Source organism: Variovorax boronicumulans (genome assembly GCF_030812215.1).
GTDB lineage: Bacteria > Pseudomonadota > Gammaproteobacteria > Burkholderiales > Burkholderiaceae_C > Variovorax > Variovorax boronicumulans_C.
In genome coordinates this window covers 154,015-168,338 of the sequence record NZ_JAUSSG010000009.1, presented here as the reverse complement: position 1 = coordinate 168,338, position 14,324 = coordinate 154,015, and the positions used below count along the sequence as shown (strand labels likewise).

Annotated in this window: 14 protein-coding genes; 8 read left to right on the top strand and 6 right to left on the bottom strand. The window is 65.8% G+C overall.

Annotation, left to right across the window (positions count from 1 at the left end; translation table 11 throughout):
• Nucleotides 1-26 precede the first annotated feature (26 nt).
• The 4 genes from J2W23_RS23365 to J2W23_RS23350 form a co-directional block, all read right to left on the bottom strand.
• The gene (locus tag J2W23_RS23365; RefSeq protein ID WP_307650440.1) at nucleotides 27-917 is read right to left on the bottom strand and encodes a hypothetical protein; all 891 of its coding nucleotides are present in this window, start codon (nucleotides 915-917) and stop codon (nucleotides 27-29) included.
• A 139-nt stretch (nucleotides 918-1,056) separates the two neighbouring features.
• Nucleotides 1,057-2,391, bottom strand: coding sequence for an MFS family transporter (locus J2W23_RS23360; RefSeq protein WP_307650439.1), 1,335 nt, complete (start codon nucleotides 2,389-2,391; stop codon nucleotides 1,057-1,059).
• Between the two features lie 147 nt (nucleotides 2,392-2,538).
• The gene (locus J2W23_RS23355) at nucleotides 2,539-3,696 is read right to left on the bottom strand and encodes an alpha-hydroxy acid oxidase (protein WP_176661490.1); all 1,158 of its coding nucleotides are present in this window, start codon (nucleotides 3,694-3,696) and stop codon (nucleotides 2,539-2,541) included.
• Between the two features lie 147 nt (nucleotides 3,697-3,843).
• Nucleotides 3,844-4,728 (bottom strand): LysR substrate-binding domain-containing protein, encoded by an 885-nt coding sequence (locus tag J2W23_RS23350; protein WP_307650438.1) that lies wholly within the window; start codon nucleotides 4,726-4,728, stop codon nucleotides 3,844-3,846.
• A gap of 149 nt (nucleotides 4,729-4,877) precedes the next feature.
• Here J2W23_RS23350 and J2W23_RS23345 point away from each other — a divergent pair, with 149 nt between their 5' ends.
• Nucleotides 4,878-6,539 (top strand): L-lactate permease, encoded by a 1,662-nt coding sequence (locus J2W23_RS23345; protein ID WP_307650437.1) that lies wholly within the window; start codon nucleotides 4,878-4,880, stop codon nucleotides 6,537-6,539.
• Here J2W23_RS23345 and J2W23_RS23340 read toward each other — a convergent pair.
• The gene (locus J2W23_RS23340; protein WP_307650436.1) at nucleotides 6,517-7,128 is read right to left on the bottom strand and encodes a TetR/AcrR family transcriptional regulator; all 612 of its coding nucleotides are present in this window, start codon (nucleotides 7,126-7,128) and stop codon (nucleotides 6,517-6,519) included. The genes J2W23_RS23345 and J2W23_RS23340 overlap by 23 nt on opposite strands.
• Before the next feature lie 90 nt (nucleotides 7,129-7,218).
• Here J2W23_RS23340 and J2W23_RS23335 point away from each other — a divergent pair, with 90 nt between their 5' ends.
• From J2W23_RS23335 to cynS, 7 genes are all read left to right on the top strand, one after another.
• A complete protein-coding gene (locus tag J2W23_RS23335) occupies nucleotides 7,219-7,641 on the top strand; it encodes a nuclear transport factor 2 family protein (protein WP_307650435.1) in 423 nt (140 codons plus the stop codon).
• A 160-nt stretch (nucleotides 7,642-7,801) separates the two neighbouring features.
• Entirely contained in the window at nucleotides 7,802-8,998 is a 1,197-nt protein-coding gene (locus J2W23_RS23330; RefSeq protein WP_307650434.1) for a sensor histidine kinase, read from the top strand.
• Between the two features lies 1 nt (nucleotide 8,999).
• Nucleotides 9,000-9,668, top strand: a complete 669-nt coding sequence (locus J2W23_RS23325) for a response regulator (protein ID WP_307650433.1) — start codon at nucleotides 9,000-9,002, stop codon at nucleotides 9,666-9,668.
• 148 nt (nucleotides 9,669-9,816) lie between these two features.
• A complete protein-coding gene (locus J2W23_RS23320; protein ID WP_176661483.1) occupies nucleotides 9,817-11,172 on the top strand; it encodes a CmpA/NrtA family ABC transporter substrate-binding protein in 1,356 nt (451 codons plus the stop codon).
• Between the two features lie 3 nt (nucleotides 11,173-11,175).
• Nucleotides 11,176-12,048, top strand: coding sequence for a nitrate ABC transporter permease (gene ntrB, locus J2W23_RS23315; RefSeq protein ID WP_307650432.1), 873 nt, complete (start codon nucleotides 11,176-11,178; stop codon nucleotides 12,046-12,048).
• Nucleotides 12,049-12,073: 25 nt separating this feature from the next.
• A complete protein-coding gene (locus J2W23_RS23310; RefSeq protein ID WP_307650431.1) occupies nucleotides 12,074-12,901 on the top strand; it encodes an ABC transporter ATP-binding protein in 828 nt (275 codons plus the stop codon).
• A gap of 41 nt (nucleotides 12,902-12,942) precedes the next feature.
• Nucleotides 12,943-13,386 carry a cyanase gene (gene cynS / locus J2W23_RS23305; RefSeq protein ID WP_176661480.1) on the top strand — a complete coding sequence of 148 codons (444 nt, stop codon included), beginning with the start codon at nucleotides 12,943-12,945 and terminating at the stop codon, nucleotides 13,384-13,386.
• 40 nt (nucleotides 13,387-13,426) lie between these two features.
• Here cynS and J2W23_RS23300 read toward each other — a convergent pair whose 3' ends face one another.
• Entirely contained in the window at nucleotides 13,427-14,176 is a 750-nt protein-coding gene (locus J2W23_RS23300; RefSeq protein WP_307650430.1) for an SDR family oxidoreductase, read from the bottom strand.
• Between the last annotated feature and the right edge of the window lie 148 nt (nucleotides 14,177-14,324).

Genomic DNA, 14,324 nt, shown 5'->3' with positions numbered 1-14,324 from the left:
CCGTTTTGCTTGAATCGCCTGCTCGATTACTTGGGTGAGTAGGTCATCTTCGTCACGAGCTTCGTCGATTTCGCATCGCTGCCCTTGAGCAGCTGGCCTCGATAGGGGCCCTCGGCAGCCAGCCAGAGCTCCTGGGTGGTGTCCTTCGAGATCACCGAAGCGCCGACCGTGATCTTCAGCGAGAGCTTGCAGGTGTCGAAGGTGCCCAGCGGTGTTTCCAGCTTCTCGCGGCCTTGGTAGGTGAGCTCGCCAGTGGCGGGGATGGAAGTCGCCGATTCGCTGCGCCCGTTGAAAACGGTGCTCTTGGTGACCGACGATTTCTGACTGACCACTTGCCCAGGCTTCATATCGACCGGGAAAGAGAAGGGTGGCTCGAAAGTCTGGGAAAAGGTAGTGGCCTGATCCCTGGGGAAGCCGACGGGAAGCGAAGCGACAAGCTCCGGATCGATTGTCTGTGTATAGGCCGTGGACTTGCCGTAAAGGAGGATGTTCCCACCGACAAGATCCTTGTATTCCTTTTTGACGGTAGTTTGCGTCGCACGCATGATCCGGACCGTTTGCGACTCGACGTTGAAGGCAATCGGATTGGCGCCGCCAAACACTTCTCGCCCCTCGGTCACGCTCTTTCTGTGGAATGACGCGGGTTCCGCGCCGGCTCCCGGCTTTGCCCCCTCGAATTCGACTGTCGTTCCCTCGCGGAAATCGGCTTCGTTGAAGCAGGGGGCCGAGTTGTCGGCCACCGGTGCTGGCGGCTGTGATGCCGGCGCTGGCGCTGGTGTCGGTGCAATGGGCAAGATGGGAAATCCGCCGCCACCGCCACCGCCGCCTCCACCTCCGCATGCGGAAATTGCTACAGCAGCAGTGGCAATAGCAATAAGCCGAAGACGCGGCAAATTGTTGGCAATTGTTTTCTTCAAAATCGCTCCCTTTTTAAGTGAGCCGCGATTATTGGAGATGGCCTTTCAATTTAAGAGCCAGGTCACGCGATATCTGTATATCGGTTGATGTGTTGGGAAATACTTCACAAACTCTCTTCGGCAGCGGCGTAAGAGGCCTTCAGTGATCGTGATGCAAATAGCTCGCCTGCCTCGGAAGCCGCAAGCTCACCAGGAACGCAATCACCATCATCCCGCTCACATACCAAAAGAACGCCGACTCGTGCCCCAGTGACTTGAGCCCCAGTGCGACGTACTCCGCCGATCCGCCGAAGATCGCATTGGCCACCGCGTAGGCCAGGCCCACGCCCAGCGCGCGCACCTCGGGCGGAAACATCTCCGCCTTCACGATCCCGCTGATCGACGTGTAGAAGCTCACGATCGCCAGCGCCGCGATGATCAGCACGAAGGCCAGTACCGGGCTCGCCGTGTACTGCAGCGCCGTCAGGATCGGTACGGTGGCCAGCGCACCCAGGCCACCGAACAGCAGCATGTTGTTGCGACGCCCGATGCGGTCCGACAGCGCGCCGAACACCGGCTGCATGCACATGTAGACGAACAGCGCGCCGGTCATCACATAGCTTGCCGTCTTGATCGGCAGGTGCACCGTGTTCACCAGGTACTTCTGCATGTAGGTGGTGAAGGTGTAGAAGATCAGCGAGCCGCCGGCCGTGTACCCCAGCACCGTGAGGAACGCCGGCGTGTGGTGCTTGAAGAGCCCTGCCATGCTGCCGGCCTCCTTGTTGGCCTTGGCTTCGGCGCTCTGCGTTTCATGCAGCGTGCGGCGCAGCAGCAGCGCCACGACCGCGGCAATGGCGCCGATCACGAACGGAATGCGCCAGCCCCACGACTTGAGCTCGGCCTCGGTGAGCAACTGCTCCAGCACCACGATCACGAGCACCGCGAGCAGTTGCCCGCCGATCAGCGTGACGTATTGGAACGACGAGAAGAAACCGCGCTGGCCGCGCAGCGCCACCTCGCTCATGTAGGTTGCCGTGGTGCCATATTCGCCGCCGACCGAGAGGCCCTGGAACAGCCGGCACACCAGCAGCAGGAACGGCGCCCACGCACCGATCTGCGCGTAGGTCGGAAGGCACGCGATGACGAGCGAGCCGCCGCACATCATCGTCACCGAGATCAGCATCGAGGTCTTGCGCCCGAGCCGGTCGGCCACGCGGCCGAAGAGCCAGCCGCCGATGGGCCGCATGAGGAAGCCGGCCGCGAACACGCCGGCCGTGTTGAGCAACTGCGCGGTGGGGTCCGACTTGGGGAAGAAGGCCGGCGCGAAATAGAGCGCCGAGAACGCGTAGACGTAGAAGTCGAACCACTCGACCAGGTTGCCCGACGAGGCCGCCATGATGGCGAAGACGCGGTGCCGTTTTTCTTCGGCGGTGTAGTGCGGGGGCGAAGAGGAAGAGGCCGTCTGGCCTCCCTGAGTGGGCGTGACTGCGCTCATGGTGGCTTTGCCGCCATGCGGGGCGGCTATGTTGTTATCGCTCCAACATTCTGGCCCGCGTGTCCGCCGTGCGTGTCGGCAGGCGCCGCATCCACCTGCCGTCGAAGTGGCCTTGTCGCCCTGTCTCTTTCTTCCCCTTTCTTCTTTTCAGAAGGTGCCGGGAAGCAGGATGCTGGAGTCGACCGTGTCGATCTGCGTGCGGCCGCAGAAGGCCATGGTGATGTCCAGTTCCTTGTGGATGATCTGCAGCGCGCGCGTCACGCCCTCTTGCCCGTGGGCGCCGAGGCCGTAGAGAAAGCTGCGGCCGATCATCGTGCCGCGGGCGCCGAGCGCACGGGCCTTGAGCACGTCCTGTCCGCTGCGGACGCCGCCATCCATCCACACCTCGATCTCGCTGCCCACCGCTTCGACGATGGCCGGCAGCGCGGCGATGGAAGAGGGCGCTCCGTCCAGTTGGCGGCCGCCGTGGTTCGACACGATGAGCGCATCGGCGCCGCTGTTGGCTGCAAGACGCGCGTCTTCCACGTCCATGATGCCCTTCAGGATGAGCTTGCCGCCCCAGAGCTTCTTGATCCACTCCACATCGGCCCAGCTCAAAGCGGGGTCGAATTGCTCGGAGGTCCATGCCGAGAGCGACGACAGATCCTTCACGCCCTTGGCGTGGCCCGCGATGTTGCCGAAGGTGCGGCGCTTCGTGCCCAGCATGCCCATGCACCAGCGCGGCTTGGTCGCAAGGTTGATGAGGTTCTTGATGGTGGGCTTGGGCGGCGCGGTGAGGCCGTTCTTGATGTCCTTGTGGCGCTGGCCGAGGATCTGCAAGTCCAGCGTGAGCTGCAGCGCAGTCACGTTGGCGGCCTTGGCGCGTTCGATCAGGCGTTCGATGAAGTCGCGGTCCTTCATCACGTAGAGCTGGAACCAGAAGGGGTGGCGGTCGGTGTTCTCGGCGATGTCTTCCAGCGAGCAGATGCTCATGGTCGAGAGCGTGAACGGGATGCCGAAGGCCTTGGCCGCGCGGGCGCCGAGGATCTCGCCGTCGGCGTGCTGCATGCCGGTGAGGCCGGTGGGCGCAATGGCCACGGGCATGGCCACGTCCTGGCCGATCATGGTGGTGCGGGTGGAGCGGCCCTCCATGTTCACCGCCACGCGCTGGCGCAGCTTGATCTTTTGAAAGTCGCTCTCGTTGGCGCGGTAGGTGCCCTCGGTCCACGCGCCGGAGTCGGCGTAGTCGTAGAACATCTTCGGCACACGCCGCTTGGCGATCACCCGCAGGTCTTCGATGTTGGTGATCTTGGAAAGGTCGGCCACGGGGGAGTCTCCTGGGTTGTCTCTGTGTGTTCGATCGCGCGAGCGGGCATTATGGGCAGGCTCCGCCGCGGGCCGAGTGTGGCGCCCGAAACGGATGCCCATCTGAAAAATACCCAGGCCGGGCCTGAAAAGAATTCAGCCGGCCAGTCAGTCCCGCAACGCCTGCCGCAGCCACTCGACGAAGGTCGCGCATTCCCAGCGCTCCATGGCCCCTGGCCGCCAGCAGAGGAAGTACGCGTTGGGCGAGGGCACGCTCTCGGCCGAGAGCCGCACCAGGCGTCCGTTTTCCAGCCACGCACTGCCCAGCTTCAGGTGCATGAGCACCACGCCGAAGTCTTCGGCCGCCGCATCGAGTGCCAGGCCCAGGTCGTTGAACTGGTGGCCCGTGGCCGGCTCCGGCAGGCCGATGCCATGCGCCTTGAACCAGGTGCGCCACGATTCGAGCGGGGTGCGCAGCAACTGGACGCGCGCGACCTCCGCATCGGTCGCGAAGCCGTCGAACGGCCCGTGGCGCTGCAGGTACGCGGGGCTGCAGGCGGGCGCCACGTCGTCGGCCAGCAACTGGCAGAACTCCCTGTCGTGAAAAGGCCCGGTGCCGAAGCGCAGCTCCAGGTCGGCCTCCTCGGCCGTCATGTTGCGCACGGGCATGGTCACCTGCAGCATCAGCTCGATGTTCGGATAGGCGTCGCGAAACCGCGCAAGCCGCGGCAGCAGCATCTGGCGCGAGAAGGTGGGCGTCACCGCCACGCGCAGCCGCCGCACCTGCGAGGCGGGCTCGCGGCCGGGCACCTGCTGCAGCGCCGCGATGGCCTCGCGCACGCGGGCCAGGTAGGCCACGCCATCGGCGCTCAGGCCGAAGTCGTTGCCGGTGAAAAGCTTGAGTTCGAGCTGCGTCTCCAGCTGCCGGATGCGGTGGCTCACCGCGCTGGGCGTGACGCTGAGTTCCTCGGCCGCGAGGTTCACGCTGCGCAGCCGTGCGACGGCCTCGAAGGCCTGCAGGCCCTGGGTCGAGGGGAGTCGCGTGGATGCCATGTGCTGTTGCGTGCCGGGGGTAGGATGTTAGCGAATCGCTGTCGGTGGCTCGTGGCGTCGTTCTCGTTTGTCTTGTGTTGCCTTCGGCGATTTTTCGGTGCGTTTTGCACACCGTCTCATAACCAAATCCAACAGCAGGAGACAAACTCATGGTCTGGCAACAGGTTTACAACCCGTTCGGCAATATGGTGGTATCGACGGCACTGGCCGCGATACCTGTGGTGGTCATGCTCGTGTGCCTCGGGCTCTTGCATGTCAAGGCGCACTACGCGGCGGGGCTCGGGCTGCTGAGCGCCGTACTCATCGCGGTCTTCGCCTTCGGCATGCCGGCCGACATGGCGGGCAAGGCGGCCTTTCTGGGCGGCATCACCGGCCTCCTGCCCATCGGCTGGATCGTGCTGAACATCATCTTCCTGCAGCAACTCACGCAGCAGAACGGCAGCTTCCAGATACTGCAGGACTCCATTGCCGGCATCACCGAAGACCGGCGCCTGCAACTGCTGCTGATCGCCTTCGCCTTCGGCGCCTTCTTCGAGGGCGCGGCCGGCTTCGGCACACCGGTGGCGGTGACTGCGGCGATCCTCATCGGACTGGGCTTCTCGCCGCTCGCCGCCTCGGGGCTCTCGCTCATTGCCAACACCGCGCCGGTGGCCTTTGGCGCGCTGGGCACGCCGGTGATCACGCTGGCCAAGGTGCATGGCTATGACCTCATGGCTGTCACCGCGATGATCGGGCGGCAGCTGCCGTTCTTTTCGCTGCTCGTGCCGTTCTGGCTCATCTGGGCCTTCGCGGGGCGCAAGGGAATGATGCAGGTGTGGCCGGCCATCCTGGTGACGGGCCTGTCGTTCGCGATCCCGCAGTTCCTGGTGTCGAACTACATCGGCCCCGAGCTGGTGGACATCATCGCGGCCATCGTCTCGATGGTGTGCCTGGTGCTCTTCCTGCGCGTATGGAAACCCAAGACCGTGTGGACCTCGGTCTCGCTCAAGGGCCACGAGAAAGACGGCGGCGAGGCCGGCCCGGTCGTGGCACCCAGGAAGCATTCGAGCGCCGACATCGTGCGCGCCTGGACGCCGTGGCTCATCCTCACCGTGTTCGTGTTCGTCTGGGGCCTGCCCTCGGTCAAGACCTGGCTCAACGGCATCTTCGCACCCAACTTCCCCATCGATGGCCTGCACAACATGATCGAGAAGGTGGCGCCGGTGGTGCCCAAGCCGACGAAGGAAGGCGCGGTGTACCAGCTGCTGCTGCTCTCGGCGACGGGCACCGGCATCCTGGTGTCGGCCATCGTGGGCGGGCTGGTGATGAAGTACAACCCGATCCAGCTCATCGCCGCCTACGGCCGCACGCTGTGGCTGGTGAAGTTCTCGCTGCTCACCATCATGCTGATGCTCGCGCTCGGCACGCTCACGCGGTACTCGGGGCTGGACACCACGCTGGGCCTGGCCTTCGCGAACACCGGCATGTTCTATCCGTTCTTCGGCACGCTGATGGGCTGGCTGGGCGTGGCGCTCACGGGCTCGGACACCGCATCGAACGTGCTCTTCGGCGGCATGCAGAGGGTGGCGGCCGACCAGCTGGGCCTGAGCCCCAACCTCATGGGCGCGGCCAACAGCTCGGGCGGCGTGATGGGCAAGATGATCGATGCGCAGTCGATCGTGGTCGCCTCCACCGCCACGCGCTGGTTCAACCACGAAGGCGAGATCCTGCGCTATGTGTTCTTCCACTCCATCGCGCTGGCGTGCCTGGTCGGTTTCTACGTGACGCTGCAGGCCTATGTGTGGCCGTTCACGCTGATGGTCGTGAAGTAACTTCTCCGGCGGAGGCCACAAGCGCCTGAAGCAGCCGCCGCAGATCCTCCACGGCTTCGCGCGCCACGGCGGCATTGCCCATCTGGGCCTTGATGATGGCGCCGTCCACGCCGATGCCCGCGGCCTGCGCGAGCGCCATGCGAGCGGGCGTTTGCGCGGGCAGCAGGCTTGCGATGACCTCGACCATTTCGCGCTTGTGCTCGCGCGAGCGCTCCAGCGCGCCTTCCACGCTGCCGCCCACTTCGGCCGTCGCGTTGATGAACGCGCAGCCGCGGAACACCGGGTCGGCGAACCACTCGGCCATCACGTCGGCCAGCAGCAGCAGGGCGTGGGCGTCGCCTGCGCGCTCGTGCGCGCCGCGCCGGCCCAGCGCATCGACGAACCATGCCATCCACCGCGTGTGCCGGTGGTCGAGAAACTCGCGCACCAGGTCGTCCTTCGACGGGAAGTGCCGGTAGAAGGTGACCTTGGTGACGCCCGAGGCGGCGATCACGCGATCGATGCCGGTGGCGCGGATGCCGTCGCGATAGAAGAGATCGTGCGAGGTGACGAGGATGCGCTCGCGCGCGGGCAGTGCGGAGATGTCCATGGCGCGATTGTAGGCATGTAGACAGACCTGTCTACTCGTGGCACATTGCGGCCCTCGACAACCCCTCAACCATCGAAAGAAAGCCCCCTCATGGAATCCCGCCCGCCGCTGCCGCCCTTCACCCTCGAGACCGCGACCAAGAAGGTCCAGGCCGCCGAAGATGCGTGGAACACCCGCGACCCGGTTCGCGTGAGCCTGGCCTACACGCCCGACACCGAATGGCGCAACCGCGCCGACTTCGTCAATGGCCGCGAGCAGGTGGTGGAGTTCCTCACCCGCAAGTGGGAGCGCGAGACCGACTACCGCCTGAAGAAGACGCTCTGGGCCTTCATGGACAACCGCATCGCGGTGCGCTTCGAGTACGAATGGCACGACGCCGCGGGCCAATGGTTCCGCAGCCATGGCAACGAGAACTGGGAGTTCGCCGAGAACGGCCTGATGCAGAAGCGCTACGCGAGCATCAACGACCAGCCCATCGCGGAGTCGGAGCGCAAGTTCCGTTGGGACCGCTGACCGGTCTTGCTCCTTCCCCCTCTGGGGGAAGGCGGGGATGGGGGCACGCGGCTTTTTGCAAAGCGGCTGTGCTCGATGCGCCGCTGGCCCCCACCCCAGCCCTCCCCCAGAGGGGGGAGGGAGCAAAACACCGGGCACGGCTGTTGCTTGCTTTTGGTGCATGGAGACGCCCGTACTGAACCCGACCGCCAGCCATCCGCTCTGGCAGCACCAATTGGGGCTGCTGCTGGAGTCGACCGGCGAGGGCATCTTCGGCATCGACCTGGACGGCCACTGCATGTTCATCAACCGGGCCGGCGCACAGATGCTGGGCCACGAGGCCCGCGACGTGATCGGCTCGAACATGCACGAGCTCACGCACCACTCGCACCCCAACGGCTCGCACTACGCCGACACCGACTGCCCGATCTTCAACGCCTTCCGCCGCGGCCTGCCGTGCCGCATCGACACCGAGGTGTTCTGGCGCCGCGACCGCACCGCCTTCGCGGTGGAATATTCGAGCCACCCGATCATGGACGGCACGCAGGTGCGCGGCGCCGTCATCACCTTCGTCGATATCACCGAGCGCCGCCGCCACGCCGAGGCGCTGCAGCAGGCCAAGGACGAACTGGGCCTGCGCGTGCAGGAGCGCACGCGCGAACTCAGCGACGCGCTCGTGCAGCTGCGCGAACTCTCCGCCTGGCTCGACAAGGTGCGCGAAGACGAGCGCACCCGCATCGCGCGCGAGGTGCACGACGAACTCGGCAGCCTGCTCGTCGCGCTCAAGATGGACGTCAACTGGATCGGCAAGCGCCTGGGCGAGCAACAGGAGCGCACGCCCGATGCGGCGCAATCCATGCGCGACCAGATGCGCTGCAAGTGCGGCAACATGAGCCAGCTGATCGAGCGCGCAGTCGACAACGTGGGCCGCATCATCACCGACCTGCGCCCCAGCATCCTCGATCACCAGGGCCTGTGGGCCGCGCTCGAATGGCAGGCGCACGAGTTCGTGCAGTCGGCGGAGCTGGCGCTCGACTGGCAGTTCGACGTGCCGACGGGCGTGGAGCTGCCCGAGCCGGCCGCCATCGCGGTGTTCCGCATCTTCCAGGAGATGCTGAGCAACGTAGGCCGCCATGCGAAGGCGCGCAGCCTGGACATCCGCATCGGCGTGGAGGCACAGCAACTGAGCATCAGCGTGCGCGACGACGGCGTCGGCGCACCGGCGCAGGCCTTCGAGGCCGCCACCTCGTATGGCGTGCTCGGCATGCGCGAGCGGGCGCGCCATTTCGGCGGGCGCATCGACATCGAAAGCCGGGTGGGCGAGGGCAGCACCTTCCGCCTGCGCCTGCCCATGCCGCTGCCGGCGGTGGAGGCCTGAAATGAACGACATCCGCGTGCTCATCGGCGACGACCACCGCATCGTGCGCGAGGGCTTGAAGCAGATGCTGGGCGACCTCTCCAACGGCCTGCCCTCGATGACCGTGCGCGCCGAGGCGCAGACCGGCCCAGAGGTGATCGCCGCCGTGCAGGAACTGGGCGGCCCCGAGGGCCTGGACGTGGTGCTGCTCGACATTGCACTGCCCGGCCGCGACGGCCTCGACGTGCTGCAGGCGCTGTGCAAGGACTGGCCGACGCTTCCGGTGCTGATGCTCAGCACCTACCCCGAGAAGCAGTACGCGGTGCGCTGCATCAAGCTCGGCGCCTCCGGTTACCTGAACAAGAGCGCCGATTCCGACGACATGGTGAGCGCCGTGCGCAAGGTGGCGGCCGGCGGGCTGTACGTCTCGGCGGCCACGGCCGAGGCGCTGGCCGCCGCGGTGGGCCGCAGCGCCGGGCAGGGCGCCGAGCAGCTCTCGCACCGCGAGCACCAGGTCTACCGCCTCCTCAGCGCGGGGCACAGCGTGAGCGAAATCGGTGCACAGCTTGGCCTCGCACCCAACACCGTCAGCACGTACCGCGCGCGCATTCTCGAAAAGACCGGCACCAAGAACGACGTGGAGCTCGCGCTGTATGCCGAACGCCACGGAAAGGCGGCGCCCGCAGCCTGAAATGGGAGCCAGCAGCGGCCGTCTTGTAGTGCCAGCCCTACAAGCCCTCGACAAGCGCGGCACGATCTGAGCGCTGGAGGCCTTTTGGCCTCGCATCCGGCCCGAGCCTTGCATCGTGGCAAGCATCTTTTCACCGAGGTGCATCGCCATGTCCAGCCCATCCGATTCGACCGCCTGCGATCTCTACGACGCCGACCGGCCACTGAACATGCGCTGCGCCTGCGGCCGCAACCACGGCCGCGGTGCCGAGATCGACGTCAGTCCCGACGACAAGCTCGAAGCCAGCCTGATGAAGGCGCTGTTCCCGGTGGACAGCGTGCGCCGAAACTTCCTGCGCGCCGTGGGCGCCAACACCGCGCGCGCCGCCATCGCCTCGGTGCTGCCGCTGGGCGCGCTGCAGGCCATGGCGCAGGACAAGGCGCCGCTCGAGAAGACCAACCTCAAGATCGGCTTCATCCCCATCACCTGCGCCACGCCGCTGATCATGGCGCACCCGCTGGGCTTCTATCAAAAGCAGGGGCTCAACGTCGATGTGGTGAAGACCGCAGGCTGGGCGCTCATCCGCGACAAGATGCTCAACAAGGAATACGACGCCACGCACTTCCTGTCGCCGATGCCGCTGGCCATTTCGATGGGCGCGGGCTCCAACCAGGTGGCGATGAACGTCGCGACCATCCAGAACACCAACGGCCAGGCCATCACGCTGGCCAACAAGCACAAGGACAAGCGCGACCCCAAGATGTGGAAGGGCATGAAGTTCGCCGTGCCCTTCGAGTACAGCATGCACAACTTCCTGCTGCGCTACTACGTGGCCGAGGCGGGCCTGAACCCCGACACCGACATCCAGATCCGCGTGGTGCCGCCGCCCGAGATGGTGGCCAACCTGCGCGCGGGCAACATCGACGGCTACCTCGGCCCCGACCCCTTCAATCAGCGCGCGGTGTTTGAGGAAATCGGCTTCCTGCACCTGCTGACGCGGGACCTGTGGAACGGCCACCCCTGCTGCGCTTTCGGCACCTCGACCGAGTTCATCGAGAAGAACCCCAACACCTTCGCCGCGCTCGTGCGCGCGGTGCTCACCGCATCGGCCATGGCACGCGAGCCGAAGAACCGCGAGCTCATCGCCAAGGTGATCGCGCCGGCGCAGTATCTGAACCAGCCCGAGACCGTGCTCACCCAGGTGCTCACCGGCAAGTTCGCCGACGGCCTGGGCAACATCCGCACCGTGCCCGACCGCGCCGACTTCGACCCCATTCCCTGGCAGTCGATGGCGGTGTGGATGCTCACGCAGATGAAGCGCTGGGGCTACGTGAAGGGCGACGTCAACTACAAGCAGATCGCCGAGAAGGTGTTCCTGCTGACCGACGCGAAGAAGCGCATGAAGGAACTCGGCCAGGGCACGCCCGATGGCGCGTACCCCAAGTTCACCATCATGGGCAAGGTGTTCGACCCCGCGAAGCCCGACGACTACGTCAAGAGCTTCGCCATCAGCAAGATGGCCTGAGCCATGCGCAAGAAGCAAACGCTGTCGATGAAGGCGGCCCTGGTGTCGTTGCTGATGTTCCTGTTGCTCATCGGCGTGTGGCAGCTCGCCACCCTGCCGGCGGCCAACGTCGACGCCACGGCCGGCATGACTGCCGAGCAGATCGAGTACCAGAAGATGCTCGGCAAGGACCCGACCCAGGGCCAGGTCAAGAGCTCGGGCTTTCCCACGCCGGCCGAGATGGGCGCCACCGCGTGGAAGCACCTGTCGAACCCGTTCTACGACAACGGGCCGAACGACAAGGGCATTGCGATCCAGCTGGCCTATTCGCTGGTCCGCGTGGGGCTGGGCTTTCTGCTGGCCTGCGTGGTGGCGGTGCCGATGGGTTTCGTCATCGGCATGTCGCCACTGCTGCACAAGGCCTTCGATCCGTTCATCCAGGTGCTCAAGCCGATTTCGCCGCTCGCGTGGATGCCACTGGCGCTCTACACCATCAAGGACTCGTCGGTCAGCGGCATCTTCGTGATCTTCATCTGCTCGGTGTGGCCGATGCTGCTGAACACCGCCTTCGGCGTGGCCTCGGTCAAGCGCGAATGGCTCAACGTGGCGAGCACGCTCGAAGTGAAGCCGCTGCGCCGCGCGTTCCGCGTCATCCTGCCGGCGGCCGCGCCCACCATCCTCACGGGCATGCGCATCAGCATGAGCATCGCCTGGCTCGTCATCGTCGCGGCCGAGATGCTCGTGGGCGGCACCGGCATCGGCTACTTCGTGTGGAACGAGTGGAACAACCTCTCGCTTACCAACGTGATCTTCGCGATCCTGGTGATCGGCGTCGTGGGCATGCTGCTCGACCAGGCCTTTGCCGGCCTGCAGCGGAAGGTGACCTATGTGGAGTGATCGATTGGCACAAGGCGCTCCTCTCATGACTCCTGCTTCCACGCCCCCGCCCGCCACCGGCGGCTTCCTGCGCATCGAGGGCCTGGCCAAGGCCTTTGTTCCCGCGCGGCCCGTGTTCGCCGACGTGTCCTTCACGCTCGACCGCGGCGAGTTCGTCTGCATCATCGGCCACTCGGGCTGCGGCAAGACGACCATCCTCAACGTGCTGGCGGGCCTGGACCAGGCGAGCGCGGGCCATGTGTTCATGGACGGCCGCGAGGTCGCCGGCCCGAGCCTGGAGCGCGGCGTGGTCTTCCAGAGCCACGCGCTCATGCCCTGGCTCACCGTGCGCAGGAACATCGCCTTCGCCGTGTCCTCGCGCTGGCCCGACTGGTCGGCCGGGCACGTGGACAAGCAGGTCGAGCGCTTCGTGGACATGGTGGGCCTGCAGGCGGCCATCGACAAGAAGCCCTCGCAGCTCTCGGGCGGCATGAAGCAGCGCGTGGGCATTGCGCGCGCCTTTGCCATCCAGCCCAAGATGCTGCTGCTCGACGAGCCCTTCGGTGCGCTGGATGCGCTCACGCGCGGCACCATCCAGGACGAGCTGATGACCATCGTGCGCCAGACGCAGCAGACGGTCTTCATGATCACGCACGACGTGGACGAGGCCATCCTGCTGGCCGACCGCATCCTGCTGATGACCAACGGCACCGACCAGCCCGGCGGCGGCTACCGCGCCGGCAACATCGTCGAGACTGTGGTCAACCCGCTGCCGCGCGAGCGCACCCGCGCCTCGCTGCACCACCTGGACGGCTACTACGCGCTGCGCAACCACATCGTCGATTTCCTCGTCACGCGCGCCAAGGCGTCGTGACCCCATCACGCACTCTCAATTTCAATCAGGAGCAAACCCGCATGAATCGCAACGACGTCACCGAGAAGATCATCACCGTGAAGGTGTCCAAGGGCATCCAGTGGGCCGACGTGGCCAGGAAGGTGGGCCAGTCGAAAGAGTGGACCACCGCCGCGTGCCTCGGCCAGATGACGCTCGACGACAAGCAGGCCAAGGTGGTCGGCAAGATCTTCGGCCTCACGCCCGAGGAGCAGAAGTGGCTCAAGGTCGTGCCCTACAAAGGATCGCTGCCCACGCCTGTGCCGACCGATCCGCTCATCTACCGCTGGTACGAGATCGTGAGCGTGTACGGCACCACCATCAAGGAGCTGATCCACGAGGAGTTCGGCGACGGCATCATGAGCGCGATCGACTTCAGCATGGACATCCAGCGCCAGCCCGATCCGAAGGGCGACCGCGTCAACGTGGTGCTGTCGGGCAAGTTCCTGCCGTACAAGACCTACTGACGCGGCCGCCGCCGTCCGCCAGGTTCGTCGAGCTCGCCGATCACCACGCGTGCTCGATCGTCCTTGACACGGTACCCGGCCGCACCGGCATCGTGATGCCGTATCCCTCGATGGCACCGGCAACCGATCGCGCGACGCTCTCGGCTGGCGTTGCAAGGCGTCGTCGGGTACGCATGCGCTCGAAGCTGTAGCTCGCCGCGAGGCGCTCGGCCAGCGGGTCGCTGAAGCCGGTCACGTCGGGGCTCACCACCGTGACATGCAGGCGACCCTCGTGCTCTTGCCGGAGCCCTTCGGAGATCGCGTTCACCGCGTACTGCGTGCCGTGGTACACGGCCGCCTCGGGCGTCACGCCCTGTGCGGCCATTGGAGTCACGTTGACGATGTGGCCCCAGCCCTGCAGCTGCATCGTCGGCAGCACGGCGGCCACGCCGAGCAGCACGCCGCGCAGGTTCACGTCGATCATGAGTTCCCACTCTTCGATCTTGCGGTTCCACAGCGGCGACATCGGCATGACGCCCGCCGCGTTGACCAGCACGTCGATCTGGCCGTGCGTGTCGAAGGCGAACTCGGCGAAGGCCTCCACGCTGGGCCGGTGCGTCACATCGAGGTGTTGGAAGCTCGCCGAGCCGCCCGTGGCATTGATCTCGGCGGCGAGGGCTTCGAGTTTGTCGGTGCGTCGCGCACCGAGCACCACGCTGGCCCCGCGCCGCGCCAGCAGCCGCGCGGTGGCCTCGCCGATGCCACCGCTCGCACCGGTGATGAGGACGACTTTTTCCTGGATTGCGCTCATACAAAACTCCTCGTGCTGGTGGTGAACCGTGGCGCAGGGGGTGCGCCGGGCATGGGAAGAAGTTTCGTGCGGATGAGGGATGGAGCGGTATCCGGATTGAACGGGGTTCTTGCCTGATTCTGCGAAAAGCAGCGAACGGGATGCCGCT

What these genes read in the sequence shown, in the direction of transcription:
- J2W23_RS23360 (WP_307650439.1), bottom strand. Translation starts at nt 2,391, where the DNA reads ATGAGCGCAGTCACGCCCACTCAGGGAGGCCAGACGGCCTCTTCCTCT.
- J2W23_RS23350 (WP_307650438.1), bottom strand. Translation starts at nt 4,728, where the DNA reads ATGGCATCCACGCGACTCCCCTCGACCCAGGGCCTGCAGGCCTTCGAG.
- J2W23_RS23345 (WP_307650437.1), top strand. Translation starts at nt 4,878, where the DNA reads ATGGTCTGGCAACAGGTTTACAACCCGTTCGGCAATATGGTGGTATCG.
- J2W23_RS23340 (WP_307650436.1), bottom strand. Translation starts at nt 7,128, where the DNA reads ATGGACATCTCCGCACTGCCCGCGCGCGAGCGCATCCTCGTCACCTCG.
- J2W23_RS23335 (WP_307650435.1), top strand. Translation starts at nt 7,219, where the DNA reads ATGGAATCCCGCCCGCCGCTGCCGCCCTTCACCCTCGAGACCGCGACC.
- J2W23_RS23330 (WP_307650434.1), top strand. Translation starts at nt 7,802, where the DNA reads ATGGAGACGCCCGTACTGAACCCGACCGCCAGCCATCCGCTCTGGCAG.
- J2W23_RS23325 (WP_307650433.1), top strand. Translation starts at nt 9,000, where the DNA reads ATGAACGACATCCGCGTGCTCATCGGCGACGACCACCGCATCGTGCGC.
- J2W23_RS23320 (WP_176661483.1), top strand. Translation starts at nt 9,817, where the DNA reads ATGTCCAGCCCATCCGATTCGACCGCCTGCGATCTCTACGACGCCGAC.
- ntrB (WP_307650432.1), top strand. Translation starts at nt 11,176, where the DNA reads ATGCGCAAGAAGCAAACGCTGTCGATGAAGGCGGCCCTGGTGTCGTTG.
- J2W23_RS23310 (WP_307650431.1), top strand. Translation starts at nt 12,074, where the DNA reads ATGACTCCTGCTTCCACGCCCCCGCCCGCCACCGGCGGCTTCCTGCGC.
- cynS (WP_176661480.1), top strand. Translation starts at nt 12,943, where the DNA reads ATGAATCGCAACGACGTCACCGAGAAGATCATCACCGTGAAGGTGTCC.
- J2W23_RS23300 (WP_307650430.1), bottom strand. Translation starts at nt 14,176, where the DNA reads ATGAGCGCAATCCAGGAAAAAGTCGTCCTCATCACCGGTGCGAGCGGT.